Source organism: Nocardia sp. NPDC002869, assembly GCF_046764065.1.
Classification (GTDB): Bacteria; Actinomycetota; Actinomycetes; order Mycobacteriales; family Mycobacteriaceae; genus Nocardia; species Nocardia rhamnosiphila.
In genome coordinates this window covers 1-24752 of sequence record NZ_JBKOOL010000082.1, presented here as the reverse complement: position 1 = coordinate 24752, position 24752 = coordinate 1, and the positions used below count along the sequence as shown (strand labels likewise).

Below are 24752 nucleotides of genomic sequence, written 5' to 3'. Positions count from 1 at the left end.
GTGCACCGGAACTCCGGTGCACGGCGGAAGAGAGTCGGGAAGGCAGCGCTCAGCGCAGGTGGCGCGGTTCGCCGCCGCCATAGGGCGACCGACCGCCCTCGCCGAAACCGCCATAGGGCTGCTGACCGCCGCCTCCGTAAGGCCCCTGGCCGCCGCCTCCGTAAGGCGCCTGACCGCCGCGGTAGGGGTTTCCGAACTGCCGGTACTCACCACCGGACATCTGCTGCCCGTAACCGCCGGGCTCGTCCGGTTCCCGCCGGAAACCGCCACCGTGCGCGGGTTGCGGTTCGTCCCACTGCTCCGGGTCGCGTCCGGCGGCGGTGGCCCCGCGTCCCGCCTGCTCGGCACCCATCCGCTCCTGCTCCCGCGAGGCGTCCTCCCGGCCACGCTGATAGGCCTCGGCGTGGCCGCGCACGGACGGCATCTCCTCCTCGAGCCCGCTCAGCCAGCCCTCCCAGCGCTGCTGCATCGGCCGCACCAGACCACCGCCGACACCGATGACCAGGATGCCGCCCAGGGTGGCGAGAACCGCGATCAGCACCGGTGTGGTGACCGTGGTGGCCACCCCGATCTGATTCAGGGCGGCGACGATACCGATACCCCAGATGAACACCGCCGCGATCCGGCCGATCATCGGGCCGTAGCTCAGCCCGCCGAGCGCGTTGCGCACCAGATCGCTCACCGCGTGCGCGATGGCGCCCGCGACCACCACGATCAGGATGGCCACCGCCGCGCGGGGCAGCCAGGCGACGATCCCGTTGATCAGGTTGCTGACCGGGTTGGGCCCGAAGACGCCGAATCCCATCTGCAGGGCGATCAGCAGGATCGCGTAGAAGGCCAGCCTCCCGAGAAGATCCGAAGCATCGTACTTACTCCGCTCGAGCATCCGCTGGATTCCGCCCCGCTCGACGAGCCGATCGAAACCCACCCGCTCGAGCACTTTGTCGACGATCTTCTCGACTGCCTTGGCGATGAGCCAGCCGACGACCAGGATGACCAGGAAGCCGATGAGCTTGGGTATGAATGTCGCGAACGAACTCCACGCATCAGAGAAACCCTGCTGGAAATCGATCGCCAAACTTGAGGTTTGCACAAGCCCTTCCCTTCGCTCTCCGATCGGACGCAGCGTTTGCCACGAACGGCACTACACCACGATATACCCCGAGAGAGCAGGTTGAACCTGTGATTGCGGAATAATTGCTAATGTGCCACGCGATCGGTGCTGACGAATGCCAGCAGATCGTGTCGGGTGATCACGCCGACCGGTTTCCCGTCCTCGACCACCATCAGCGCATCGGTATCCGACAGCGCTTTGGTGGCCGCGGAGATCGGCTCGCCCGACCCGATCAGCGGGAACGACGGGCTCATGTGCTGGGCCACCGAATCGGTGAGGTTCGCGCGACCGGTGAACACCGCCGAGAGCAGATCCCGTTCGGAGACGCTGCCGGCCACCTCACCGGCCATCACCGGCGGTTCCGCGCCGACGACCGGCATCTGCGACACGCCGTATTCCCGGAGGATCTCGATGGCGTCGCGCAGGGTCTCCGAGGGATGGGTGTGCACCAGATCCGGCAGTTCGCCGGACTTACCGCGCAGCACATCGCCGACCAGCGTTTCCGCGGTCGACCCGTCGAGCGGGGTGCGCAGGAACCCGTAGGAGCTCATCCACCGGTCGTTGAAGATCTTGGACAGATAGCCGCGCCCGCCGTCCGGGAGCAGCACCACCACGACGGCATCCGGGTCGCGGCGGGCCACCTCGAGCGCCGCCACCACGGCCATCCCGCACGAACCGCCGACCAGCAGACCCTCCTCCCGGGCCAGGCGCCGGGTCATATCGAAGGAATCCGCGTCGGAGACGGCGATGATCTCGTCCGGGATCGCCGGGTCGTAGGCCGAGGGCCAGAAATCCTCCCCGACCCCTTCGACCAGATACGGACGCCCGGTACCGCCGGAATACACCGATCCCTCCGGATCGGCGCCGATCACCTTCACCTTGCCGCCCGATACCTTCCTGAGGTAGCGGCCCACGCCGGTGATGGTGCCGCCGGTGCCGACACCGGCGACGAAATGGGTCACCGTGCCCTCGGTATCGCGCCAGATCTCCGGCCCGGTGGTCTCGTAGTGGCTGTCCGGACCGCCGGGATTGGAGTACTGGTCCGGTTTCCAGGCGCCTTCGATCTCTTCGACCAGGCGGTCCGAGACGCTGTAGTAGCTGTCGGGGTGCTCCGGCGGCACCGCGGTCGGGCAGACCACCACTTCGGCCCCGTAGGCACGCAGCACATTGCGCTTGTCCTCGCTGACCTTGTCCGGGCAGACGAAGACACAGTGGTAGCCGCGCTGCTGGGCCACCAGCGCCAGGCCGACGCCGGTATTGCCCGAGGTCGGTTCGACGATGGTCCCGCCGGGAGCCAGCTTCCCGGACTTCTCCGCGGCCTCGATCATCTTCACCGCGATACGGTCCTTGGAGCTGCCGCCGGGGTTCAGGTACTCGATCTTGGCGGCCACCAGCCCGGCGCCCGAGGGCACCACCGAGTTCAACCGGACCAGCGGGGTGTTGCCGATGAGGTCCACGACGTGATCCGCAATGCGCATACCCCCATCGTTGCAGAGACGTTGCCGGAGGGCTCCGTGTGGTCCGCCACCCCACCGCGCAAATCCGACGCCGTGGCTCCCGAGCCTTTAGGATCTGGGACCTATGAGGCTGCCGAAGCTCGCACGTGCCACCGTGCTCCTGGCCGGGTCCGCCTTCGCGCTGGTCGCCGCGTCCGGGGCCACGGCCGGCGCCGCCACCATCGCGTTCGCCGATGTCCCGACACTGACCTACGGCGGACTGTGCGGGACGAGCATCCGCACCTGGGCCGATACCAGTCCGCAGTGGCCGGGCCGGGCGGTACTCAACGTCCGGGCCAACCCGGTCGCCGGCATCGGGCCGGGCGAGTACCCGCTGGCGCCACTGTGTGAGGTACTGACCACGGTGACCTGGCGCAACCTCGACACCGGGACCACCGGCACCTACATCAACAATGTGGTGACCGGCATCTACGGCAGTATCCAGTACTCGCTGTTCCAGGACACCGGCCCCGGCCGGGTGGAGGTCGTGGTGACCACGAACCACGCGAGCATCCCGGCGTACGGCAGTTTCGTCGTCCCGGCCTGATGCCCGCCCGTGCGCGACCGGTCCCGGCGCACGGTCGCACGAGATCATCACCGCCATGTTCGTGGCGGGCCCGCCGCCGGACGCGGCGGTGGTGCTGGTCGGCGCGAACGATGTCACCAAGAAGCATTCGATCGGCCGCTCCGCCGAACGCCTCGGCGCGGCGGTCGGCCGGTTGCACGGGGCGGGCAGCGTCGTCGTGGTCGGCACCTGCCCGGACCTGGGCAGCGTCACCGCCGTCCCGGAACCGCCGCGCTCGGTGGTGCACCGGTGGAGCGTCCGGCCGGCACGGGCCCAGACGGCGGCCACCCGGGCGGCCGGCGGCCGCACCGTCGCCATGGGTGACCTGCTGAGCAAGGAATTCCGGGCCGCCCCGGAGCAGCTGTTCTCCGCCGACGGTTTCCACCCCTCCGCCGACGGTTACGCGCTGGCGGCCACCCATCTGCTGCCCGAATTGATGAGAGCGCTCGCTGACCGGGATATGGCCGCAGCGGATATTTCCTAGTAGCCGGGCGCGACGTAGATTCGAAGGGATCGTACCCGCGAGTAGTGTTCGGCCCGGCCGCGCACGCTCCCCGACAAAGGAGTCCTCATGCCAGAGGCCGTCATCGTTTCCGTTGCTCGCTCCCCCATCGGCCGGGCCAACAAGGGGTCGCTGGTGAGCATGCGGCCCGACGACCTGGCCGCGCAGATGGTGCGCGCCGCACTGGACAAGGTCCCCGCCCTGTCACCCGCCGAGATCGACGATCTGATGCTCGGCTGCGGCCAGCCCGCCGGCGAATCCGGTTTCAATATGGCCAAGGTCGTCGCCACCCAGCTGGGTTACGACTACATGCCCGGAACCACCGTGAACCGCTACTGTTCCTCCTCGCTACAGACCACCCGGATGGCGTTCCACGCCATCAAGGCCGGCGAGGGCCACGCGTTCATCTCCGCCGGCGTGGAAACCGTCTCCCGCTTCCCGAAGGGCACCGCCGACGGCTGGCCCGACACCCACAACCCGCAGTTCGCCCCCGCCGAGGAACGCACCGCCACCACCGCGCAGGGCGGCGTGAGCTGGCGCGACCCGCGCGAGGACGACAACATCCCCGATATCTACATCGCCATGGGCCAGACCGCGGAGAACGTCGCCTCGTTCACCGGGATCTCCCGGGAAGACCAGGACCACTGGGGCGTGCGGTCGCAGAACCGCGCCGAACAGGCCATCGAGGCGGGTTTCTTCGAACGCGAGATCACCCCGGTGACCCTGCCCGACGGCACCGTCGTCTCCACCGACGACGGCCCCCGCGCCGGCACCACCTACGAGAAGATCTCCCAGCTCGAGCCGGTCTTCCGCCCGGACGGCACGGTTACCGCCGGTAACGCCTGCCCGCTCAACGACGGCGCCGCCGCCCTGGTCGTCATGAGCGATACCAAGGCCAAGGAGCTGGGCCTGACCCCGCTGGCCCGGATCGTGTCCACCGGGGTCTCCGGCCTCTCCCCCGAGATCATGGGCCTGGGCCCGATCGAAGCGGTGCGCAAGGCGCTGAAGCTGGCCGGCAAGACCATCGGCGATATCGACCTCTACGAGATCAACGAGGCCTTCGCGGTGCAGGTGCTCGGTTCCGCCCGGGAACTCGGCATGGACCTGGACAAACTGAACGTGTCCGGCGGCGCCATCGCGCTGGGCCACCCGTTCGGTATGACCGGCGCCCGCATCACCGCCACCCTCATCAACAACCTCCAGACCCACGACAAGCAGTTCGGCCTGGAAACCATGTGCGTCGGTGGCGGGCAGGGCATGGCGATGATCATCGAACGCCTGAGCTGAGGTCGAGGCAGACAGCATCCGGTCGGTGAGGACGGACAGCGGTAGCTGACAGCCGAGGCCACCGAAAACGACCTCTCCGCGGATGTCATCCGTGGGGAGGTCGTTTCTTTTCGCGGGTGCGGCTGCGGGAGCTACTGGGCGAAGTGGCCGGAACCGTAAACGCTCGACCCGCGCACTCGTGGGTTACGCCGGGCAGGCGCGTTCCATCGGACGACCCGACCGGCTGTGGACGCAATCGCGGTCACGGCGCGTACTTGTGGACGCGCTACTTCTCCTCCTGCCGACGGACCATCTCGGTGATCCAGATGGGGGCGAACGGGGAGGTGCAGCCCGGAGAGGTCGGGTAGTCCTCGAGCACCTTCAGCCGCTCACCGATATCGATCGCCCGGGCGCGGTACTCGGGGTGTTCGATCCCGATCCGGGCCAGGCAGGTGTTCATAGCCCATTGCAGGCGCTCCGGGGCGTCTGTCATCCGCGCTTCGATGATGTCGAGCAGTCCGGGAAGGTCGAGGCCGTCGGGCTTCTTGCCCACCCGGTCGGCGGTCAACTCCCACCCGGCGCTCGCCACCCCGGGGTCGGGATCGTCGAACCAGGTCACGCGGAGTTCTTCGGCGTGCGGGTTCTTCTTCACCACATAGGTCACGAGCCAGTCGTGCACCTTGGGGGTTCGCGCGTCCCGCAGCATGGCGTCCAGCTCGTCGCGTGCGAAGGATTTCGGGCGGCAGATCAGCAGCGCCAGCAGGCGCGCCGAGGTGTCACCGGACTCCCATAGTCCGCGCGCGAGGCCCTGCTGGGTTTTCAGCCGTTTCGCGACCGCACGCAACCGGGTGAGGTTCACGCCGTGATCGTCGCCGTGCTTCTCGTTCACCGCGCGGATCTTCGGGTCCGCGAGGTCGGCCAGCTCGGCCAGCACCTCGGCCACGGTCGTCTCGACCGGCGTCGTCGGGGCCACCTCGGTCTCCTGCCTGTCGGGTACGGGATACAAGAAGCCTAGGGCCGGACGGGTCCGGTTCCTCGTCCTGCGGCTCGGGCCGGCCGCACCGGGCTCCACGCGGTGGCCGGGCCGAGGCGACGACATCGAACTCACGGGTGCGGGTCACTCCGGATCTCGGAGATCTCCGCGTCGAGGCTGTCCGGAGAGCCCGGCTGCGACCACTTCGGTCGCTGTCACCAGATCCGCGAAACACACGAGCGGCCGCCACACCGGCAGTTCCCTGGCCTCCCGTGCGGTCAAGTGCGGGATCACGACCACCTCGGCGGCGTAGTCGAGCGCGTACTGGACGGCGATCCGCGCCGCGAGCTCCGGCCCGGTGTCGGTGTACACCGTGTACACCACCCGGAGGTCGTGAGCTCGCGACAGCCGGTCGATCTCCGCGTTGTCGCAGCCCGGCCGGCAGAGCACGACCGCGCGTCTGCCGAGACTCACCGGCGCGCCGCGGCCGCGTAATCCGCCGCCGCCGCGTAACGCGGACAGCGGTGCGCCGCGTGGACATCCATCACCTGGTGTGCGTGCGCGTAGCCACGGATCGGTTCCTGCGAGCGGCAATGCGCGGTGGGGTGGTCGGCGGGTAGCGCTCGAAGCCCGTCCGCGAACCGGCGCAGAATCGCCGGGTCGTCGGTTACCCAGTGACGACCCGCCTGCCAGAGCCGTAGCGTGGCGGCCATGGCGAGATTGTGCGGAGCGCGGGTGGGCAGGGACGGTGACTCCTTACGCATCAAAGCCTCATCTCGTAGTCGTAGGCGCATTCGTCCGCCCGCTATCGTCGGAAAGCGATTCGGTCGGGCGGCCGCACAAAGGTAAGAACCCGTCGAGTCCTCGAGGGGTACGGTTCGTACCCCGCACCGCTACGCTTAGAGGACAGGATCACCAGCGAAAGGGGCTGCGGTGGCGATCAATTCCGACGAGAACTCACCGGTCGGTGCCCGAATCAAGAGGTTGCGTGAGCGGGCCGGTATGTCCCGGCCGGCTCTCGCCGGGCTCCTGGGACGGTCGGCCGAATGGCTCAAAGCCGTCGAAAACGGACGTCTACAACCACCCCGGCTACCGATGTTGCTGCGGATCGCGCGAGCGCTCGAGCTGAACGATCTCGCCGAGCTGACCGGTAACGGGCATGCGGTCCCGGTCTCGGTATTCGCGGGTGAGCAGCACAGCGCCCTATCCGATGTCCAAGCGGCCCTGACCGACTACCGCCTGACCCTGCCGACCTCTCCGTCGAACATTCACCACCTCGAAGAACGACTGCGGCAGGCTTGGACCGTTCGGCACTCCAGCCCGGACCATCGAACCCAACTCGGCGCACTCCTGCCCAGCTTGATCAAAGATGCCCAGAATGCCGCACGGACGCAGGGAGAGGACCGCAGGCAGGCCCGGCGCGTACTTGCCGGCGTCTATCAACTGGCCGATTTCTATGTGGCGTATCAACCGGCCACAGAACTGGTCTGGATGGTGGCCGACCGCGCTTTGTCCGAGGGCTACGCAGCGGACGACCCCTATGTGATTGCGTGCGGAGCTTGGGCGATGACCCAGCCGTTGCGCGACTCGGGCCGCTGGGAGGAGGCGATCGCGCTGGCCCGCGCCGCCGCCGAGCAGTTGGACCCGTACCTGGACCGTGCGGAAACTCCGGATGACTGGCGCGGAATCCACGGCGCGCTGTATGCCGAGATGGCCTATGTCCACGCCCGCCGTGGTCGGTACGGTGACGCTTGGGCGAATTGGGAAAAAGCAGATCAGACGGCACGGGCACTCGGTCCGCGGTATCGGCATGTGCAGACCTCGTTCTCCATGCAGGTGATGGCCGCACACGCGACAACTCTGGGGGTCGAATTGCGCAGGCCAGGCGAGGCGCTGCGGTCCGCGCATTCGTTCGACGCCGACCTGATCGCCTCCATTCCCCGTCGCAGCAGGCACTTCATCGAGGTCGCCCGAGCCCATTTCCAGCGGGAGGAATCTGTCGCGACGCTCGCCCTACTGGACAAATCGGCACGCACTGCGCCGGAAACCATCCGGTACAACGGCTATGCCCGTCAGATGCTGCACACACTGATGGCGAATCCGCCGTCGGGTATGCGCGCAGACGTCAAGGATCTGTGCGAACGGGTCGGGATTGCCCCGGCCGCGTGAGAACCGGCAACCATCACCACACATCCACGTTGACGGGCGATGAATTCGGGGCACCGGCGTCGGTGAACGACCAGGTCATCTCGGACTCGAAAACGCATACCACTCGCGCGATCCCGGCCGATCGACGACCATTGGACAGGTGATCTGCCCGCACTGCGCGAAGAGTCTGCTGCGCCGCGAGCGCACCGGACGGCGGTGTCCGGCGTGCCGGCGGGAGTTCGCGCTGGAGCCGAAGGAGAGCCCGGCGCGAATGCACGACCTGCGGATGCGTCGCCTGGCCGAAAAACTGAGCGACGAAGGCAATCTGCGCTACACCCCCACCCAGCTGTGGTACGCGGCCACGCGCCGGGATGTGCCGAGTGTGGACCGCGGTTACCACGCGGCGCTCGGCTGGACGTGCGGGATCATCGTGGTGGTCGGGTTCATCTGTGTGGTCAGCGGTTTCGTTCCGGTGTTACCGGGCATCGGCACGGGGCTGCTCCTGCTGGTCGTTGTCCCGCTGCTGCTGGCCTCGGCCAAACCGTGGTTGCGGCAGCGGACCACGGTGCGGATACCGGTGACACCGCGAGAATTCCGCACCGGGGTGTTCGACCGCTGGACGCAGATCTACGGCGGGCCACCGTCCGGAATGGTGACCGAGGACATTCCGCTGCCCGCGGTGCGGCAACCGCGGGTGGCCCTACTGTGCGCGGATCGTTCGGTACTCGCCTGTCTCGCCGCGAACAACGCCGCCGCGGTATGGGAGCTGGCCCTGGCCGATCGAGTGGACCGGCTGCCACCGGAGGTGCCGGTCCTCGTCCTGCACGACGCCGGTCTGCCCGGCGTCGTATTCGGAGCGCACGCCCGGGACGCGTTGGGCTCCCGGGCAATCCTGATCGGACTGTCCGCGAAGTCGGCGCTCACGGCCCGCTCGGCGGTGCGGTTACGGGAGCTGCCGGACCCGGCGGCGCCGCCCGTACCGGAGTGGGCCGCCGGATCCGAGGCCGAACGGGACTGGCTGGCCGACGGCTGGTGGTCACCGGTCGCGGCGCTGCCGCCCGCGGCGCTGCTGGGCGTGGTGGAGCGTGGTGTCGAACGAGTCCAGGAGGCCGCCGACCCGGACCGGCAACGCGCCCGGGAGATAGGCTTCCTGACGTGGCCGAACAGTTGACACCGGCCCGGTGGACGCAGCGGGTATTCGATCGGTTGCTACCGGTCGCGGCATCCCGGGCCGCCGCGCCGAGCGGGATCCGTTTCACCGAACGCCAGCTCTACTACGAACTCTGCCGGCTGCTCGCACCGGCGCCCCGGCTGCCGCGCCGGATCGCGTTCACCGTCCCGGCACCGCTGTCCTTCGCCACCTTTCACGCCGCCCTCGCCCGGCACGGCGAGATTCCCGGCCTGCTCACACCGGCACCGCCCCGGACCGCACCGCCGGGAGCGCACACTCCCGAACCCGACCTGTTCGACTACGGCCTGCCGCGCCTGCTGATCTGCCAATCGCACACCGTCGCGCATATGCTGCGCGCCAACGGTCTCCCGATGGAATCGGCGACACCGGTGCTCGGCGCGGCCGAACTGCCGCTACACCCCGGTGTGACGGCGATGCTCGCCCGCGGCGCGGGTGAGGTCTACGTATTGCACGAAGCGAGCGCGGCGGGCCTCTCATTTCCCACCCGGCCGGCCGAACTCACCGGGATACCCCCGGGTCTGCGCATGGTGCCGCTGGGCCTGCGGCCCCGGCAGGCCATGGGATTGCACCTGTTCCACATCGACGGCCCCACCGTCGATTCGGGACGACCACCGGAGGCACCATGCGCGCCGGACGCGCCGGGCCCGGCATTCGATGGCCGAGGATCGATGCGGCGAGGTCCGGAGGTGATCACACCGCCGGAAGTGACCGGCGTAGCACCGCCGGCCCGGCTGCTCACCGAGGACCAGCCGGGCCACGAGCCGGGCTCGGGCTTCCTGGACGAGCGGGAAGAAGCCTGGCTGCGGCGTGGCCGGATCGTCGAAGTCGAGGCGGTCCATCCCGCCGTCCTGCTGCGCTCGGTGCATCGACTGGTCCGGGGAGTACGCACCCCGCCACCGCCGTTGACCCAGCTGCGGCGCGCCCGCCGCAGCGGGTTCCTGACCTGGCCCGCCGCCTGAGCGTCCGCCGCACGAGAGGAGGCCACTGTGTCCCGATACCAGCAGCTCGCCTATACCGATGAGCTGCTCGCCGACGACACCGTACACCGGCGCTACGCCGACGGGAGGCAGGAGTGGCGGCGCCGCGGCCCCGGCGGCACGGTCACCTGGCAGGACGACCGGGGTGGGTCCGGGGTCGACGAGCCGCTGGGCCGACGGATCGTCAAACGGACCCTGCGCGACGGCTCGGTCCGTTACGGACGCGAATCCGGTTACGGCCGCACCCTGTGGAGCGACAGCGTGCTGACGGTGAACCGCTCGTCCTTCGGCGGCAGGCTCGGCACGATCCTCGCCGGCGTCGCCGGTGGCGCCCTGCTGGGCGCGCTGGTGCTGCCCCCGATATCGCTGACCTCGGCGGAGGAAGAGGAACTGCGCAACCAGGCGGCGCAATCCGGTAGCGGCGGCGGTGAGAGCGACGGCGACTACGGCGACTGGGGCGACGGATACGGTGACGACGACGATTTCGGGTGAATGCTGAATGTCTCGATGGTGTGCGTTCCTGACCGGCGACGATCCGTCCGCCCACCTGCGGGCCGTCGGTGGTGAACCGGTCACGGCCCGCGGTGGGCACGCCCTGGGCCTGCTCGACGGGCCGGGCACCGCGCACGGCCCCTTCGTCGCCGGCGAGCTGAGCGCGGTCGGCGAGGTCACGCTGTTCAACGCCGACCGGCTACGCGCCCGCCTCGGCACCGAAGCTCCACCGCCCGGCGTGCCCGACGGTGAACTGCTCCTGCGCTGCTACGCCCGCTTCGGGACCGCGGGTCTCGCCGCCGCCGAGGGGATGTTCGCGCTCGCCGTCGCCGACGGACCCGATCTGGTGCTCGCGCGCGATCATCTCGGCGCCCGCACCCTCTTCCACGCCCGTTCGGCGGCGGGCTGGGCCGCTTCGACCTCCTTCCGGGCGCTGAGCCGCTGGCCCGCGCTGCGTACCGGGCTGCATCTGCCCGCGGTGCGGTCCTTCCTGACCTTCGCCTATCTGCCCGGACGCGAAACCCTCCTGCGCGATATCCACGAGGTCCTCCCGGGCCGCTGTGTGCGGCTGCGCCCGGACGGCACCTCCGACGAGCACACATTCTGGGAACCGCGCGAGACCGCGGACGAGCGATCCGTCGACGAACACATCGCGGCGCTCCGTGTCCTGCTCGAAGACGCCGTCGCCCGGCGGCTGCCGCCCGGGGAACCCGTCGGCGTATTGCTGTCCGGCGGGATCGACAGCAGCCTGGTCACCGCGCTCGCCGCGAAATCGCACGACCGGGCCGTCCATACCTATTCGATCGGTTTCGGCGCCGACGCTCCGGACGAACTCGGCTACTCCGGACTCGTGGCGGCGCACTGCGGTACCGAGCACCGGGTGCTCACGGTGCCCGGCGAGACGATCGCCGCCCGGCTGGCGGATACGGTGGGCCTGCTCGACTGCCCGGTCGGTGATCCGCTCACCGTGCCGAACCTGATGCTCGCCGAAGCCGTCGCCGCCGACGGAATCCGCGTCGCGCTGAACGGAGAAGGCGGCGACCCGGTGTTCGGCGGCCCCAAGAACCTGGCGATGTTGATCTTCGAATTGTCCCGTGAGGACCCCGATCCCGACGCCCGCGCCCACGCGTACCTGGGCAGCTACCGCAAATGCTACGGCGATCTGCCCACCCTGCTGACCCCGGAGGCACTCGCCGCACTGGCCGGAGCGCCGTCCCCGGCCGAACACGTCGCGCCCTACCTGCGCGGGGACCGGATGACCGGCCTGCTCAACCGACTACTGCACACCAACCTGCGCACCAAGGGCGCCCACCACATCCTGACCAAGGTGGAACGCCTGACCGCCGCCAGCGGGATCGAGGGCCGCGCCCCACTGTTCGACCGCGCCGTCGTCGACCATTCCTTCGCCGTCCCGCCCACCGCGAAACTGGCGGGCACCAGCGAGAAATGGATCCTCAAGGAGGCCGTGCGCGATCTGCTGCCGCCCACCATCGTCGACCGCCCCAAAAGCGGTATGCGGGTTCCGGTGCAGCAGTGGCTGGACGGCCCGCTCCGCGATCCGGTCCACGACCTGCTGCTCGGCCCCGCCGCGCGCGCCCGCGGACTCTTCCGGCAGGACACCGTGCGGGCCTGGTTGCGCGGCGAGGGGGCGCTGCTTCCCCGGCAGGGCGGCAAACTGTGGCTGGTGCTGTCGCTGGAATTATGGCTTCGTTCGTTCGAGGTGGGGCCGTGACCGCCGGCCGCGCCTCCAGTACCGAGGAGTCGGCCCAATGACCGAGCCGCGCATCAAGAACCATGCCGATGACGAGAACGAGATCCACGATCTCGCCGCATTCCGGGACGCGGGCCGCAATGTCGTGACACCGGTGGCACGGTTCGCGCCCGAGGTGGCCGGGGTAGTGGTGGACGCGTTCGCGCAGATCGTCCGGACCGCCAAGGCCACCCGGGCGGCGAGCACACCCGACGCCCAGGGCATCGTGCGCGCGCAGACCTTCGAAGAAGGCGATGTCTACCTGCTGGAAACCCCTTTCGAAGGTTTCTTCGCCGATCGCTACCTCATGGATTTCTACGACGCCGCCGAACGCGGTATCTGCTCGCGGATGCACCTGCACACCGGGCTGCGCTTCGTCCGCATGATGACCGGTCCCGGCACTCATATCCGGGTCGGTGCGCTGTCCCCCTTCGTCGTCACCGATGTTCCCGGAGTGACGCCTTTCCGGCCCGAGTGCTTCACCGACGACCTGCCCGACACCCCGCCCGGCGTGCACCGGACCCGATACAACCTGATCGTGCCGCCGTGCTCGTTCGTGGATATGCAGATCCCCCGCGGGGTCAGCCACCAGTTCAATGCCGTCGGCCCGAACGCGGTGATCGATTCGGTGCACCCGGAGGAGTCGATCGAGGTCCTGCGTGAAGGGATGGCGGGTTACAAGATGATGGCCCAGACGGTGTTCCTCGCCCGGGAGCTACCGGAGGCCGCCACCTGCACCGACCTCACGCCCGGCGGGTCCTGAGCGGTCCGGAAACTGTGCCGTACCAGGAAGAAACCGGCTCCGACCGGCACCGGCGCTACGCCCGCCGGGTCGACGCGGGAAATCTACCCGGCGTATCACCTGATCGGGATGGCCGATCGCTCGATCCTCGGCCCTGATCGCGGTACGCGGACGATTTCGGAAGTCGGCGCTTCCGAAATGGTGCCGTATGTTCGGTCGGGATATGACGACTCTTCTGCAGGTCGGTTCCGGGCCGGGCCGGGCCGGGCCGGGCAGGCTCGACGACCGGGAAAGATGTGCGGGTGAGCTGCTCGGAGATCTCCCAGATGCGTTTCGCGTCGTACCGCGCAGCCGGGAATAGAGGGCCTGTTCGGCGGGTGGGCCGGACAGGTGCCGGAAACCGCCGGGACCGTACAGGAGGCCGCCGCCCGCGTCCGGTGCGGTCGCGGCCACCAGAGCCGGGAGCAGGGCGGTTTCGACCGTCCCGAAAAGAATGCCGCGCCGGGACAGCGCACGGATGGCACGGACCGCGACGGTGTCCTGTGTCCGGCCGACCTCGGGACGCGCGGCCAGCAGGCTGGTGGGGACGACGCCGGGGTGGGAGAGATTACTGATGATCCCCCAACCCCCGGCCCGGCTCCGCCGATCCAGTTCGAGCCCGAACAGGCCGAAAGCCATCTTGGACTGCCTGTACGCGCGGCGGCCGTTGTAGAACCGTTCCCAGTTCAGGTCGTCCCAGTTGATGGCGTTCTCGTTCGCGGCGCCACTGATCTGCGAGGTCACCCGCGCACGGCCCGCGCGCAGCAGGGGCAGCAGGTGGGCGACCAGGGCGAAATGCCCCAGGTGGTTGCTGCCGAACTGCAGCCGCGGTGCGTCCGCCGGCAGCTCGGTTCGCGTTCTGTCCAGAAATCGCAGAAAGCGGATATTGTCGGCGGACAATTCGCCGACCGTGTTCTCGCCCGGCGCAGACATACAGGAGAATGAGCGGGTGCGGAAGGAAAGTGTTTCACAGGAGCCGGGGCCGATGGCGCCGGCGCCGCGGCGAACGGGCAGTTTCCGGTTCTGGCTGGCCGAACAGCGCTGGGAGTGGTCCGACGAGGTCTCGGCCCTGCACGGCTACGCCCCCGGCGAGGTGGAACCGACTACCGAGTTGCTGCTGGCGCACAAGCATCCCGAGGACCGCGGGGGAGTCGCCGACACACTGGCGATGGTGGTGAGCGCCGGTGCGCCGTTCAGCAGCCGCCACCGCATCATCGATACCGCCGGCGAGGTGCACCACGTACTGGTCGTCGGGGATCAGATGCTCGACGACAACGGCGCGGTGACCGGCACCACCGGCTACTACATCGACATCACCGACACCCTCGGCGAAGAGCGCCAGGATGCCCTCGACGCAGCGATACCCGGGATGGTCGCGGCGCGGGAGCTGATCGAGCAGGCCAAGGGCGCGGTGATGGTGATCTACGGGATTTCGGCCGAACAGGCCTTCCGGGTGCTGATCTGGCGGTCACAGGAGACCAACACCAAACTCCGCGATCTGGCCGCCAAACTGGTCGCCGCGGTGGGCGAGTTCGGCGGCACCGAGACCCCTACCCGCACCCGCTTCGACCACCTCCTGCTCACCGTCCACGAACGACCCGAGCCGTGACCGAGGGTGGAAGTCGCGCCGGGGTTCGGCAGTGGAACACCCTCTGATCGGCGTCCGGACGCGAAACGGCTCCCACCGGAGTGGGAGCCGTTTTCACTCGGTCGCGGTCGCTACCAGTCGCTCTGGAAGTAGCTCAGCAGGCACAAGACCTCGTCATCATGGTGTCGCTGCGGCGTCGGGCGGCAGCGGCCGCACCCACGGGCCGGTGTCGTCGCGGACTCCGGAGGCCGCGCGAGCCGGTACGTAGTTGGGGTTCTCGATGATCCCGGCACTCGGGTCGTTTTTGTCGCGCAGTACGCCCATCACCTTGTCCGCCGGAATTCCACCTTCGAAGGCTATTTCGTTCTCCGGTGCGAGAAGGCTTCCATCGCGCATCAGGTTCCAGTGATCGACATCCACACCTCCGGTGGCATCTCGGATCACATACACATACCCGTCTGCTCCGTACCCGTGCGGACCATCCGCGTGGTCCGCGGCGTTGGCATGTTCGGTCGAGGTTCCGATATACGCGGAATCACCGTATTCGCCTTGATGATCGCCGAGATCGCGGTTGTCGCCCCTGGGGGTGAAACCGTGCTCGAATATTATCGCCGGAGGCCGCGTATCTCCTCGGTATACAGTTCGCATGTACGGCAGCCGGTAGCGCAGACCGGCCGAGAACGGCAGCCCGAAGCCGCCTTCCCTGGCCTCTCGTTCGAGTCGATCAGCCAGTTCCCACATACCCTGGTCGAACTCGCGGCCGGTGATCCCTCGACTTCCCAGATGGACACGTTGTAACCGCATGGCCTCACCCCACGTCGACTCGTCCAACATCAGATCGGCGACCGACGAGTTCGGGTTGAAGGACGCGGGCATGCGATGCTGTGCCACATACCTTCGTATGTCCTGGTAACTGGGCGGCGGATCGGTGTCCATCGCGAACACGGGCGGTGCGGGCTTCTCGACGCGGTCGGGTCGTGGCCTGGTGCCCAGGTCACCGCTGCCGCGGCCACCGTCCCGGTCGACGCGGCGAGGCTCGTCCGCAGGTTGTCGCGCCGACGAACCATCCTGCCCACGCCGGGTGCGGATCGATGCGGTGTCCACGCTGCGGGCGAGAGCCGCGCCGGCGTTGTCGCCGGCGTCTGCTCCGGTCGCGCCACTCCGGATAGGGCCGGTCGTGCCGGAATAGCGAGACCTGATGGCGGAGGCCACCTGTCCGGTGGCATTGTGAGCACGTCGAGCAATGGCCAGCATGGCCTCTACGAGGACCTTACTCATCCAGCCCGTCACATCCTCATCCCGCAAAGCGTGAAATCAGGATAGCGAGGGTTCGTGTCGATCAGGCCTTTCCGGACAGGAACGAGCTGTTACCGGGACTGCGGTGCGTTCTCGCCACGTCGGCGTCGATTCACCTCTGGTCAACGCCCGTATACGACGACGGCCCCCATCGAAATGAGGGCCGTCGTCGCACAGTGTCGTTGCTACTAGTCGCTCTGGAAGTAGCTCAGCAGGCGCAGGATCTCCACGTAGAGCCAGACCAGGGTGACCGTGAGGCCCAGGGCCACACCCCAGGCGGCCTTCGGCGGGGCCTGGGCGCGGATGAGCTGGTCGGCGGCGTCGAAGTCCAGCAGGAAGCTGAACGCCGCGATGGCGATGACGACCAGGCTGAAGATGATGGCGATGGGGCCGCCGTCACGCAGGCCGAAGCCGCCGTCGGTGAAGAAGCTCGCGATCAGGTTGCCGACCACCAGGACCAGGATGCCGATCATGGCGCCGATCAGCATGCGGGTGAAACGCGGGGTGACCCGGATTGCGCCGGTCTTGTAGACGACGAGCATGCCGGCGAACACACCGAAGGTGCCCAGGATGGCCTGGCCGATCATGCCCGCGCCGCCCGCGCCGCCGAAGCTGATATCGGTGAACATGAACGACAGGGCACCGACGAAGACGCCTTCGGCGACCGCGTAGGAGAGCACCAGCGCCGGGTTGTCGGCCTTGTTGCCGAAGGTGGCGACCAGCACCAGAACGAGGCCGATGAGACCACCGCCGATGACGAACAGCGGCGCGAGGCCGTTGTTCGCGCTGGTCAGCAGGTAGGTGACCAGCGCGGACAGCGCGAGGACACCCAGCGTGATACCGGTCTTGGTGACCACGTCGTCGATGGTCAGCGACCGGGTCGGCGCCTGCGGGTAGGGCTGCTGATACTGCTGCGGGTACTGCTGCTGGTTGCCGTACTGGTAGCCCAGCTGCCCCGCGCCGGCGGCAGCCGAGCCGAAGCTCGCGTAGCCGGTTTCCTGCCGCGGCAGATTCTTGAATACCGGATTGCTTGTGGCGCGCACCGCAAATCCCTTTCTCGGAGTTCGTTGGCCATACCGGAGCACGACCGTCGGCTCGAGCTGTTACTCGATATCCAACTGTCCGTCCAACGATCACGACCCCCGGTGGAGTTCCCGGGCGGGACGACAAGACAGACAAACCGGACCTTACCGCCGGTCCGGCCCGGATGGACCGCGGACCGGAATACCGGCCGACCGCCGGAGGCCGCGCACGACCTCGCCGGATAGCGATATCGCCTGTTCACAGGGTGTCGAACCCCATTGCGCAGGGGTCTCACCTATCACCGGGACGCCGCACCGGTGGCGTACGTCTCCGCCGCGGCGGCGCGCTACATCACCATCACGAGGATCACAATGATGATGAGCAACCCGATCAGCAGCCCGATCGTGACGGCCACGGTCGGACTGAGTGGCCGCGAAGCGGGCCGCGGGGTAGGCGCCGCGACCGCGGCGGGCCGTGGCGGCTGCGGCTGCGCGCGCCGGGGCAGGGGGCCGGAGCGGGGGCTGCGCAGGCCGGCGGCGGAGTTGCGGGCGGCCCAGGCGGGGATGGTGCCGTCCTCGGTCCGCACCGGGGCGCCGAGGATATTACTCGCGGCGCCGGGCCCGAAAGCGGCGGCGAGGATCTCGTCACGCGCCTCGGCCATGGTGGGACGACGCTGCGGGGCCGGTTCCATCATGTGCAGCAGGGCCCGGGTGAGCGCGCCGCTGCGACTCGGCGGAATGATCTGCGCCATGGCGGCGCGCTCCACGATGGCGCCGGTATCGTCGTCCATCCCGAACGGCGGCTGCCCCTCGATGGCGGTGTAGAGGGTGGCGCCGAGGGAGAACACATCGCTGGCCGCGGTGGGCTGGGCGCCGCGCGCGACCTCGGGCGGCAGATAGGCGGGCGTACCGGTGATCATTCCGTCCGGTTCGTCGGCGGCCTCGGTGATATTTCGGGAGATACCGAAATCACTCAGCTTCGCCATCCCGACCCCGGGGCCGCGATCGGCGACGAGGATATTGCCCGGTTTGATATCGCGGTGCACGATCCCGACATGGTGCGCGGCGGCCAGCGCGTCGGCGACCTGGGCGCCGATCTGGGCCACCTCGATCACCGGGAGAGCGTTCACCAGGGCGAGCGCGCGGGCCACGCTGCGCGAGGGTAGATGCTCCATCACCAGCCAGGGTTCACCGGCCTCGATCACCACGTCGTACACGGCGATGGCGTGTTCGTGGGACAGCTTCGCCGCGACCCGGCCCTCGTGCACGATCTGATCGCGGACCCGCCGGGCCTGGGCCTCGTCCATACCGGCGGTGGACAACACCTGTTTGATGGCGACGTCGCGGTCCAGCAGCCGGTCACGGGCCTCCCATACGGCTCCCATACCGCCACCGCCCAGCTTGGACTGCAGGCGGTATCGGCCGGCCACCAGATAGTCGGGGCCGACGATGGGACGGGGGCGATCGATCATGGGTGTGAGACTAGCCGAATTCGGTGGTAGCTGGCCGGATTCGGAACCGGACCGCGCCACCCGCGACTTCGTTCACCGCAGTGGGGTCGCCGCGGTGCCGGAGGTACTTCCGGGGGCGGGTTTCAGCCGATAGTCTGTCGAATGTATGTTCGAACCAGAAGTTAGCTGGATCGGTGCCGGCCACTTCGGTGCGACCGGCCGTCCGTCCGGCGTCCGTCGCGGAAGTGGGTGAAAAGTATGACGGCACGGCCACCGAAGGCGAGCGGCGCCCAACTGCGGCAATTGGCCCAGATGCGGCGCGCCCGGGCGGCGGGCGGCGGCTGCGTACCCGGCCCCCCGGCAACGCCACGCGGCGAGCACGGCCTGTCCGCACCGGTGGCGCCGGCGACGGGCTTGCGGCGGGAAATCCTGCCCGTACCTCCGGCCCTGGCGCCCCTGCTGCCCGAAGGCGGCCTGGTCAAGGGCAGCGTGGTGGCCTACACCGGCGCCGGATCGTTACTGGCCGGATTGCTCGCCGCCGTCACCGAACCGGGCGGGCACGCGGCCACCGTCGGGCTGCCCGGGCTCGGTCTGCTCGCCGCCGCGGAGATGGGTGCCCGGCTGGATCGGATCGCGGTGGTCGCCGACGCCGGCCGGGACCCGGCGGAGGTGGCGGCGGTGTTGCTCGACGGTATGGAACTGGTGGTGCTCGGTCTCGCCGGCGACGCCGTCCCCCCGGCTCGCGCCCGGGTACTCACCGCGAAAGCCCGCGGAAAGAACGCCACCATGATCGTGACCGGCGGCTCCTGGCCGGCTCCGGACCTGAACCTGGAAGCGAAGGTATCCGGCTACACCGGGCTCGGGACGGGCAGCGGGCGTATCCGTTCCATCAGCCTCGACGTCGAGGTCCGCGCCAAAGACGGTGTACCGCACCGGGGCCGGTTGGCCGCCCGCCCACTCGCCGGCCGGGTGGAGTGGATCGCGCCGGCCGACACGGAAGCCGGCGAGGGCCGCGCACCGGAACGACAGGAGCGGTCGGTTGCCTCCTGACCGGCCCGCACCGGGCACCGCCCGCGGTGGTCCCCGGGTCCTGGCGGTGTGGTGCCCGGACTGGCCGGCGGTCGCGGCGGCGGCGAGCGCGGGGTTGCCGCCGGAACAACCGGTGGCGGTACTCCACGCGAACCGGGTGGTCACCTGCTCGGCCGCCGCCCGCGAGGCGGGGGTGCGCCGCGGTATGCGCAAACGCGAAGCCCAGGGCCGCTGCCCGGAACTCGTGGTGGCACACCAGGACCCGGACCGTGATGCCCGGCTGTTCGAACCGGTCGCCGCCGCCGTGGACACCCTCGCCTCCGGCGTGGAAGTGCTGCGCCCCGGCCTGCTGGCCCTATCCGCCCGCGGTGTCGTCCGCTACTTCGGTTCCGCCGAGGCCGCGACCCGCCGCCTGCTCACCGCGCTGGCCGCCGCCGGGGTGGAGGCGCGGGTGGGTATCGCCGACGAACTACCCACCGCGATCGTCGCCGCCCGGCACGGGACCCTCGTGCCCCGGGGGGGCGACGCCCGGTTCCTGGCCCCGCTGCCGATCACGGAGCTGGCGGCCGAACCGGGCCCGGCGGCCGCGGAACGGGCCGCGCTCATAGATCTGCTGCACCGGCTGGGCCTGCGCCGGATCGGGGATTTCGCCGAGCTGACACCGGCCCAGGTGACCTCCCGGTTCGGTACGGACGCGATCCGCGCGCACCGCGCCGCCCGCGCTCTACCGGAACGGCCGCCGGCACCGCGCCGGCCCGCACCGGATCTGGAGGTCCGGCTCCCCTGTGATCCCCCCATCGACCGGGTCGACCGGGCCGCGTTCGCCGGCCGGCTACTGGCCACCCGGCTCACCGCGGCGCTGTCGGCCGCCGCGCTGGCCTGTACCCGGCTCGAGATCCGCGCCGGAACCGCAACCGGTGAGAACCTGTCCCGGGTCTGGCGCTGCGCCGAACCGCTCACCGCCGACGGCGTCGCCGACCGGGTGCGCTGGCAGCTGGACGGCTGGCTGACCCGTCCACCGGACGGCCGTCCCACCGGCCCGATCATCCTGCTGCACCTGGTGCCGGTGGAGGTGGCGCCGGCCGGCGCCCTGCAACTGGGTCTGTGGGGCGATACCGGATCGGGTGACGAACGCGCGCTGCGCGCCCTGGTCCGTGTCCAGGGCCTGCTCGGTGGCGACGCGGTGCAGGTGGGTGTACTCAGCGGCGGACGCGGGCCGGCCGAACGGGTCACCATGGTCGCGTTCGGCGACGAACGCGCCCCGCACACCGATCCGGCGCCGCCCTGGCCGGGCCGGATCCCCGAACCCGCCCCCGCCGTGATCATGCTCGACCGTCCACCGGTCACCCTGGAATCCGCCGACGGCGCCCCGGTGCGGATCACCGAGCGCGGCGGGTTCAGCGGACCCCCGGCACGGCTGCGCTGGGGGCGATCCAGTTGGCGGCTCACCGCCTGGGCCGGTCCCTGGCTCCTGGACGAACTGTGGTGGTCGCCCGGATCGGCACCCAGCGCCCGCGCGCAAGTCGAACTACCCGGTCCGCACAGTCTGCTGCTGTTCGCCGAGAACGACCGGTGGTATGTGGAAGGGCTCTACGAATGACTTCCTCCCGGCGCCGCTGATCGCGTCGAGTGCGGAACCGACGCGTTTCCTCCCCGCCCTGAAGGACGGGGCTTCCACGCTACGGAGATTCGGTGACCGCCGCGCTCAGTACCCGTCGCAGGCGTCGAACGCCGCGTCCTTGTCCGCGTTGAATGCATCGATCTGTCCGTTCACCTCGTCGACCGAGGCATTGCGTTCCAGCAGGTCGGCCAGTGATTTCAGATTGTCGCGGTAGGTGCGCATCGGACTGGAGACATCGTTGGGCACATCGGGGTTCAAGTTCTGATCGATCTTGTTGGCGGTATCGCGCAACGCGGTGATCGCGGCCTGTTTCTTGGGCTCGAGATCGGGCGCCTTCGCGTCACTGGCATCGATATAGGCGTTGAACGCGTCGACCGCGGGATTGTTGTTGTCGCGCAGCGCCTCGCATACATCGGTGGCGGCGGCCGCCGCGGCGGCGGCTCGCGACGAGGATGCCGCGGCCGACGACGATTTGACCTCGGAGGTGTACAGCTGCAACTCGGACTGGTTCACCTGGGCGGTACCGGTCACGGTGTTCGAGCAGGCAGCGATGAAACCACCCGCGATGAGCACGGTCACAGCGGTGGCGAGACCGGCTCGTTCGAGTCGTCGCATAGGTGTTGAACTCCCCTCGGATGCCCACGACCCCGTATTTTCGCCCCGGCGCGCCGGACATCTGAGCCGCCGGTGCTGTCAACCGTACTGCGTCGGGTCGTATTTCGACCGCCCAGCCTCGTCATTGATCATCAACCGATACCGGGCGCACCACACGCTACCTGGTGGCGATATCGATGACCAGGCGATTCGGCATGGTGGCGGTCGATACCGTGAAGCCCGGCCGGTCGTCGGCAACCCCGACGAACGATTGCGTGACCCCCTCGAAAACCGTGGTCCGGTACACCCCGGCGATCCCGGGAACCGCCGGATCGGTGGCCGGGTCGGGGCCGGAGTAGGGCGCCACCCGGCTGTCGAAGGGGTAGGCCGACCCGGTGATCCGCACCTCGAGCACCGATTCGCCCGCCACCTCCAGTTCCCGGCCGCTGCCGTCCTGGACCGCCCGGCCGGTGTACCACACACTCCAGCCCGGAGTGCCCTCCCCGCCGAGGTCGTATTCCACGCGATCGAACCCCGCATGCCTGCTCAGCCGGATATCGGTCACGGTCAGCGCGGCCCCCGGCGAGGCCCCGGCCTGTTTGGGGACCGTATCGTCGGGCGCGGGCACCGGCTCACCCGGCAACGGCACCGGTGGCGGCGGCACACCGGGGGTGTCCACTTCCGAACTCGGCACCGCCGGCACCAGCTCCGGAGAGCTAACCGGTGGTGTGGAGCCGGAGTGGGCACATCCCGCGAGAAAACCCAGCATTGCCACCACTACCAGAACACGCCCGGTACGCATGCGGCCGATGCTAACCGGCGTAACCGCTGTCCTGCGGGAACATGCTCTCTCCCGGTGTGCCACGGCCGGCAGGCGCCCCAACCGGCCCGCGGGGGCGCGCGCAACGGGTCCACCGGCCATCCGGCGGGGCGGCCGGCGGGCCGCGGCAACGATCTAGCACACTTGACCTGTGCGAGATGTGGAGGACCTACTGGAACGGTTGCGCCGCTATCCGGATGTGGAGGCCGCCAACCTGTACGCCGTCGATGCCGCCGACCGCCTGATTCTCGACGTAGCCGCGGAAGCGCTCACCGAAGCCGCCGCCGCCCGGGAAACGGTCGCGGTGATCGGTGACGGTTACGGCGCCCTCACCCTCGGCGCCGCCGCCGCTCACGACCTGCACGGAATCCGCGTCCACCAGGATCTGCTCACCGGCGAACTCGCCCTGGCCGCCAACGCCCGGGCCCACGGTCTCGCCGACCGCTACACCTCCCATCCGCTGGACGAGACCTTGCTCCGCGGTGCGACCGTCGTCCTGCTGCGGCTACCGCGCGTCCTGGCCGGTCTGGCCGAAATCGCCGAGGCCGTCGCCCGTTACGCCCATCCCGCGGTCCGCGTCTTCGCCGGCGGCCGCGACAAATACCTGACCAAGGCCATGAACGAGATACTGGCCGAATCGTTTTCCGAGGTGCGGGCCAGCCGCGGCCGGCAGAAATCGCGCACCCTGCTGGTCCGCGGCCCGAAACCGGTGGGCGCGCCCCGTTTCCCGGTACACGAGCACATCGATGAGTTCGGAATCGACGTGGTCGCGCACGGCGCCGCGTTCTCCGGCACCCGCCTCGATATCGGCACGCGGTTCCTGCTCGAACATCTGCGCGCCATGAAACCCGACGCCCGCGACGCCGTCGACCTCGGCTGCGGTACCGGGATACTGGCGGTGGCACTGGCCAGGTCCCGGCCCGGGCTGGCGGTGGTCGGCACCGACCAGTCCGCCGCCGCCGTGGCCTCGGCCACCGCCACCGCCGCCGCCAATCAGCTCACCGACCGGGTCCGGGTGGTCCGCGACGACGCCATGTCCGGCGCCCCCGACAACAGCGCCGACCTGGTCGTATGCAATCCGCCGTTCCACGTCGGCGCCGCCGTGCACACCGGATCGGCCATCAAGATGTTCGCCCAGACCGGCCGGGTACTACGCCCCGGCGGTGAGCTGTGGACGGTCTACAACAACCACCTCAACCATCGCACGGTGGTCGAACGCATGGTGGGACGCACCGAAGTGATGGGCCGCAACCGGAAATTCACCGTCACCCGCTCGGTACGGGGTCTGCACGACCCCGCCCGCCCCTGACGCCGCCAATCAGTCGATACGCCGCCGATGCGCCCAGCGAGTGAGCGCGTTCCGGTTGGACTGCTGCGTTTTACGCAACACATTCGACGCGTGGGTCTCCACCGTCTTCACCGAGATGAACAGTTTCTCGGCGATCTCCCGATAGGTGTAACCGCGCGCCAGCAGACGCAATACCTCCAGCTCACGCGGGGTCAGCGAATCCAGCTCCGGATCCAGCGGCGGCTCGGGCACCGGAGACTTCCCCGTGAACGAATCCAGGACGAAACCGGCGAGCCGCGGACTGAACACCGCGTCACCGCCGGCCACCCGGCGGATCCCGTCGGCCAGTTCGGCCCCGGAAATCGTCTTGGTCACATAACCCCGGGCACCGGCCCGGATCACCGCGATCACATCCTCGGCGGCATCGGACACACTCAACGCCAGACACACCGGACCGCTGTCGATACCGTGCAACACCGCCACCCCGCCCCCATCGGGCATATGCACATCCAGCAACACCACATCGGGCTTCGCGCTGTTGATCCCCACCACGGCCTCGGCCACCCCACCGGCCTCCCCGACCACCTCCATATCCGTCTCCCGGCTCAACTCGGCCCGCACTCCGGAACGGAAAACGGCGTGATCATCCACCAGAAAAACCCGCACGCCCACCCTCTCTGTGTTTATTTGCGGCGCCTTCGGCGCCGCGGGGTCGAGGCCCCCTCGGTCCCGCCGTTCAGGCCTCGAGACTCGAGCCTTCGGCTCATGCGCTTTCGAGGCCTGAACG

The 24752-nt window shown here is 69.2% G+C and carries 23 protein-coding genes and 2 pseudogenes; 13 read left to right on the top strand and 12 right to left on the bottom strand.

The window, feature by feature from the left end; genetic code table 11:
• Positions 1–49: 49 nt before the first annotated feature.
• Entirely contained in the window at positions 50–1093 is a 1044-nt protein-coding gene (locus ACLML9_RS16835; RefSeq protein WP_411946416.1) for a mechanosensitive ion channel family protein, read from the bottom strand.
• A 107-nt stretch (positions 1094–1200) separates the two neighbouring features.
• Positions 1201–2592 (bottom strand): cystathionine beta-synthase, encoded by a 1392-nt coding sequence (locus ACLML9_RS16830; RefSeq protein WP_411946415.1) that lies wholly within the window; start codon positions 2590–2592, stop codon positions 1201–1203.
• Between the two features lie 103 nt (positions 2593–2695).
• Here ACLML9_RS16830 and ACLML9_RS16825 point away from each other — a divergent pair, with 103 nt between their 5' ends.
• The 3 genes and pseudogenes from ACLML9_RS16825 to ACLML9_RS16815 all read left to right on the top strand — a co-directional run bounded on the left by ACLML9_RS16825 (position 2696) and on the right by ACLML9_RS16815 (position 4964).
• Positions 2696–3157, top strand: coding sequence for a hypothetical protein (locus ACLML9_RS16825; protein ID WP_411946414.1), 462 nt, complete (start codon positions 2696–2698; stop codon positions 3155–3157).
• A gap of 46 nt (positions 3158–3203) precedes the next feature.
• Positions 3204–3659, top strand: a pseudogene (locus tag ACLML9_RS16820) (GDSL-type esterase/lipase family protein); the annotation flags it as partial.
• A gap of 87 nt (positions 3660–3746) precedes the next feature.
• Positions 3747–4964 carry an acetyl-CoA C-acetyltransferase gene (locus ACLML9_RS16815; protein ID WP_411946413.1) on the top strand — a complete coding sequence of 406 codons (1218 nt, stop codon included), beginning with the start codon at positions 3747–3749 and terminating at the stop codon, positions 4962–4964.
• Between the two features lie 265 nt (positions 4965–5229).
• On the opposite strand, the gene ACLML9_RS16810 is transcribed toward ACLML9_RS16815, so the two are convergent.
• From ACLML9_RS16810 to ACLML9_RS16800, 3 genes are all read right to left on the bottom strand, one after another.
• Complete coding sequence (locus ACLML9_RS16810) at positions 5230–5916, bottom strand: DNA alkylation repair protein (RefSeq protein WP_411946412.1); 687 nt, start codon at positions 5914–5916, stop codon at positions 5230–5232.
• Between the two features lie 144 nt (positions 5917–6060).
• A complete protein-coding gene (locus ACLML9_RS16805) occupies positions 6061–6390 on the bottom strand; it encodes a hypothetical protein (protein ID WP_411946411.1) in 330 nt (109 codons plus the stop codon).
• Positions 6387–6680, bottom strand: coding sequence for a hypothetical protein (locus tag ACLML9_RS16800; protein WP_411946410.1), 294 nt, complete (start codon positions 6678–6680; stop codon positions 6387–6389). Before ACLML9_RS16800 ends, ACLML9_RS16805 begins: the two co-directional genes overlap by 4 nt.
• 169 nt (positions 6681–6849) lie before the next feature.
• Between ACLML9_RS16800 and ACLML9_RS16795 the strand changes: the two genes are divergently transcribed.
• The 6 genes from ACLML9_RS16795 to ACLML9_RS16770 all read left to right on the top strand — a co-directional run bounded on the left by ACLML9_RS16795 (position 6850) and on the right by ACLML9_RS16770 (position 13238).
• Entirely contained in the window at positions 6850–8085 is a 1236-nt protein-coding gene (locus ACLML9_RS16795; protein ID WP_411946409.1) for a helix-turn-helix domain-containing protein, read from the top strand.
• Between the two features lie 250 nt (positions 8086–8335).
• The gene (locus tag ACLML9_RS16790; RefSeq protein WP_411946408.1) at positions 8336–9235 is read left to right on the top strand and encodes a hypothetical protein; all 900 of its coding nucleotides are present in this window, start codon (positions 8336–8338) and stop codon (positions 9233–9235) included.
• Positions 9220–10215, top strand: a complete 996-nt coding sequence (locus ACLML9_RS16785) for a hypothetical protein (RefSeq protein ID WP_411946407.1) — start codon at positions 9220–9222, stop codon at positions 10213–10215. Before ACLML9_RS16790 ends, ACLML9_RS16785 begins: the two co-directional genes overlap by 16 nt.
• A gap of 27 nt (positions 10216–10242) precedes the next feature.
• Entirely contained in the window at positions 10243–10725 is a 483-nt protein-coding gene (locus ACLML9_RS16780) for a hypothetical protein (RefSeq protein WP_411946406.1), read from the top strand.
• A 7-nt stretch (positions 10726–10732) separates the two neighbouring features.
• Positions 10733–12457 (top strand): asparagine synthetase B family protein, encoded by a 1725-nt coding sequence (locus ACLML9_RS16775; protein ID WP_411946405.1) that lies wholly within the window; start codon positions 10733–10735, stop codon positions 12455–12457.
• A 37-nt stretch (positions 12458–12494) separates the two neighbouring features.
• On the top strand, positions 12495–13238 hold the full coding sequence (locus ACLML9_RS16770) for a hypothetical protein (protein WP_265803778.1): 744 nt from the start codon (positions 12495–12497) through the stop codon (positions 13236–13238).
• 268 nt (positions 13239–13506) lie between these two features.
• Here ACLML9_RS16770 and ACLML9_RS16765 read toward each other — a convergent pair.
• Positions 13507–14096, bottom strand: a pseudogene (locus tag ACLML9_RS16765) (SDR family oxidoreductase); the annotation flags it as partial.
• Between the two features lie 145 nt (positions 14097–14241).
• On the opposite strand from ACLML9_RS16765, the gene ACLML9_RS16760 reads away from it, so the two are divergent.
• The gene (locus tag ACLML9_RS16760; RefSeq protein WP_411946417.1) at positions 14242–14865 is read left to right on the top strand and encodes a PAS and ANTAR domain-containing protein; all 624 of its coding nucleotides are present in this window, start codon (positions 14242–14244) and stop codon (positions 14863–14865) included.
• 156 nt (positions 14866–15021) lie between these two features.
• Here ACLML9_RS16760 and ACLML9_RS16755 read toward each other — a convergent pair whose 3' ends face one another.
• The 3 genes from ACLML9_RS16755 to ACLML9_RS16745 form a co-directional block, all read right to left on the bottom strand.
• The gene (locus tag ACLML9_RS16755; RefSeq protein ID WP_411946404.1) at positions 15022–16122 is read right to left on the bottom strand and encodes a hypothetical protein; all 1101 of its coding nucleotides are present in this window, start codon (positions 16120–16122) and stop codon (positions 15022–15024) included.
• Between the two features lie 206 nt (positions 16123–16328).
• Positions 16329–17183 carry a Bax inhibitor-1/YccA family membrane protein gene (locus ACLML9_RS16750; protein WP_030522203.1) on the bottom strand — a complete coding sequence of 285 codons (855 nt, stop codon included), beginning with the start codon at positions 17181–17183 and terminating at the stop codon, positions 16329–16331.
• 326 nt (positions 17184–17509) lie between these two features.
• Positions 17510–18634, bottom strand: coding sequence for a serine/threonine-protein kinase (locus ACLML9_RS16745; RefSeq protein WP_411946403.1), 1125 nt, complete (start codon positions 18632–18634; stop codon positions 17510–17512).
• Between the two features lie 237 nt (positions 18635–18871).
• Between ACLML9_RS16745 and ACLML9_RS16740 the strand changes: the two genes are divergently transcribed.
• Together ACLML9_RS16740 and ACLML9_RS16735 are read left to right on the top strand one after the other, a co-directional pair.
• Positions 18872–19663, top strand: a complete 792-nt coding sequence (locus ACLML9_RS16740) for a hypothetical protein (protein WP_411946402.1) — start codon at positions 18872–18874, stop codon at positions 19661–19663.
• Positions 19653–21242, top strand: a complete 1590-nt coding sequence (locus ACLML9_RS16735; RefSeq protein ID WP_411946401.1) for a DNA polymerase Y family protein — start codon at positions 19653–19655, stop codon at positions 21240–21242. Before ACLML9_RS16740 ends, ACLML9_RS16735 begins: the two co-directional genes overlap by 11 nt.
• Before the next feature lie 105 nt (positions 21243–21347).
• Here ACLML9_RS16735 and ACLML9_RS16730 read toward each other — a convergent pair whose 3' ends face one another.
• Both ACLML9_RS16730 and ACLML9_RS16725 read right to left on the bottom strand, forming a co-directional pair.
• Complete coding sequence (locus tag ACLML9_RS16730) at positions 21348–21878, bottom strand: hypothetical protein (RefSeq protein ID WP_411946400.1); 531 nt, start codon at positions 21876–21878, stop codon at positions 21348–21350.
• A gap of 157 nt (positions 21879–22035) precedes the next feature.
• Positions 22036–22659 (bottom strand): hypothetical protein, encoded by a 624-nt coding sequence (locus ACLML9_RS16725; RefSeq protein ID WP_411946399.1) that lies wholly within the window; start codon positions 22657–22659, stop codon positions 22036–22038.
• Positions 22660–22828: 169 nt separating this feature from the next.
• Here ACLML9_RS16725 and ACLML9_RS16720 point away from each other — a divergent pair, with 169 nt between their 5' ends.
• Complete coding sequence (locus ACLML9_RS16720) at positions 22829–23986, top strand: class I SAM-dependent methyltransferase (RefSeq protein WP_411946398.1); 1158 nt, start codon at positions 22829–22831, stop codon at positions 23984–23986.
• A 9-nt stretch (positions 23987–23995) separates the two neighbouring features.
• Here ACLML9_RS16720 and ACLML9_RS16715 read toward each other — a convergent pair whose 3' ends face one another.
• Positions 23996–24631, bottom strand: coding sequence for a response regulator (locus ACLML9_RS16715; protein WP_411946397.1), 636 nt, complete (start codon positions 24629–24631; stop codon positions 23996–23998).
• Between the last annotated feature and the right edge of the window lie 121 nt (positions 24632–24752).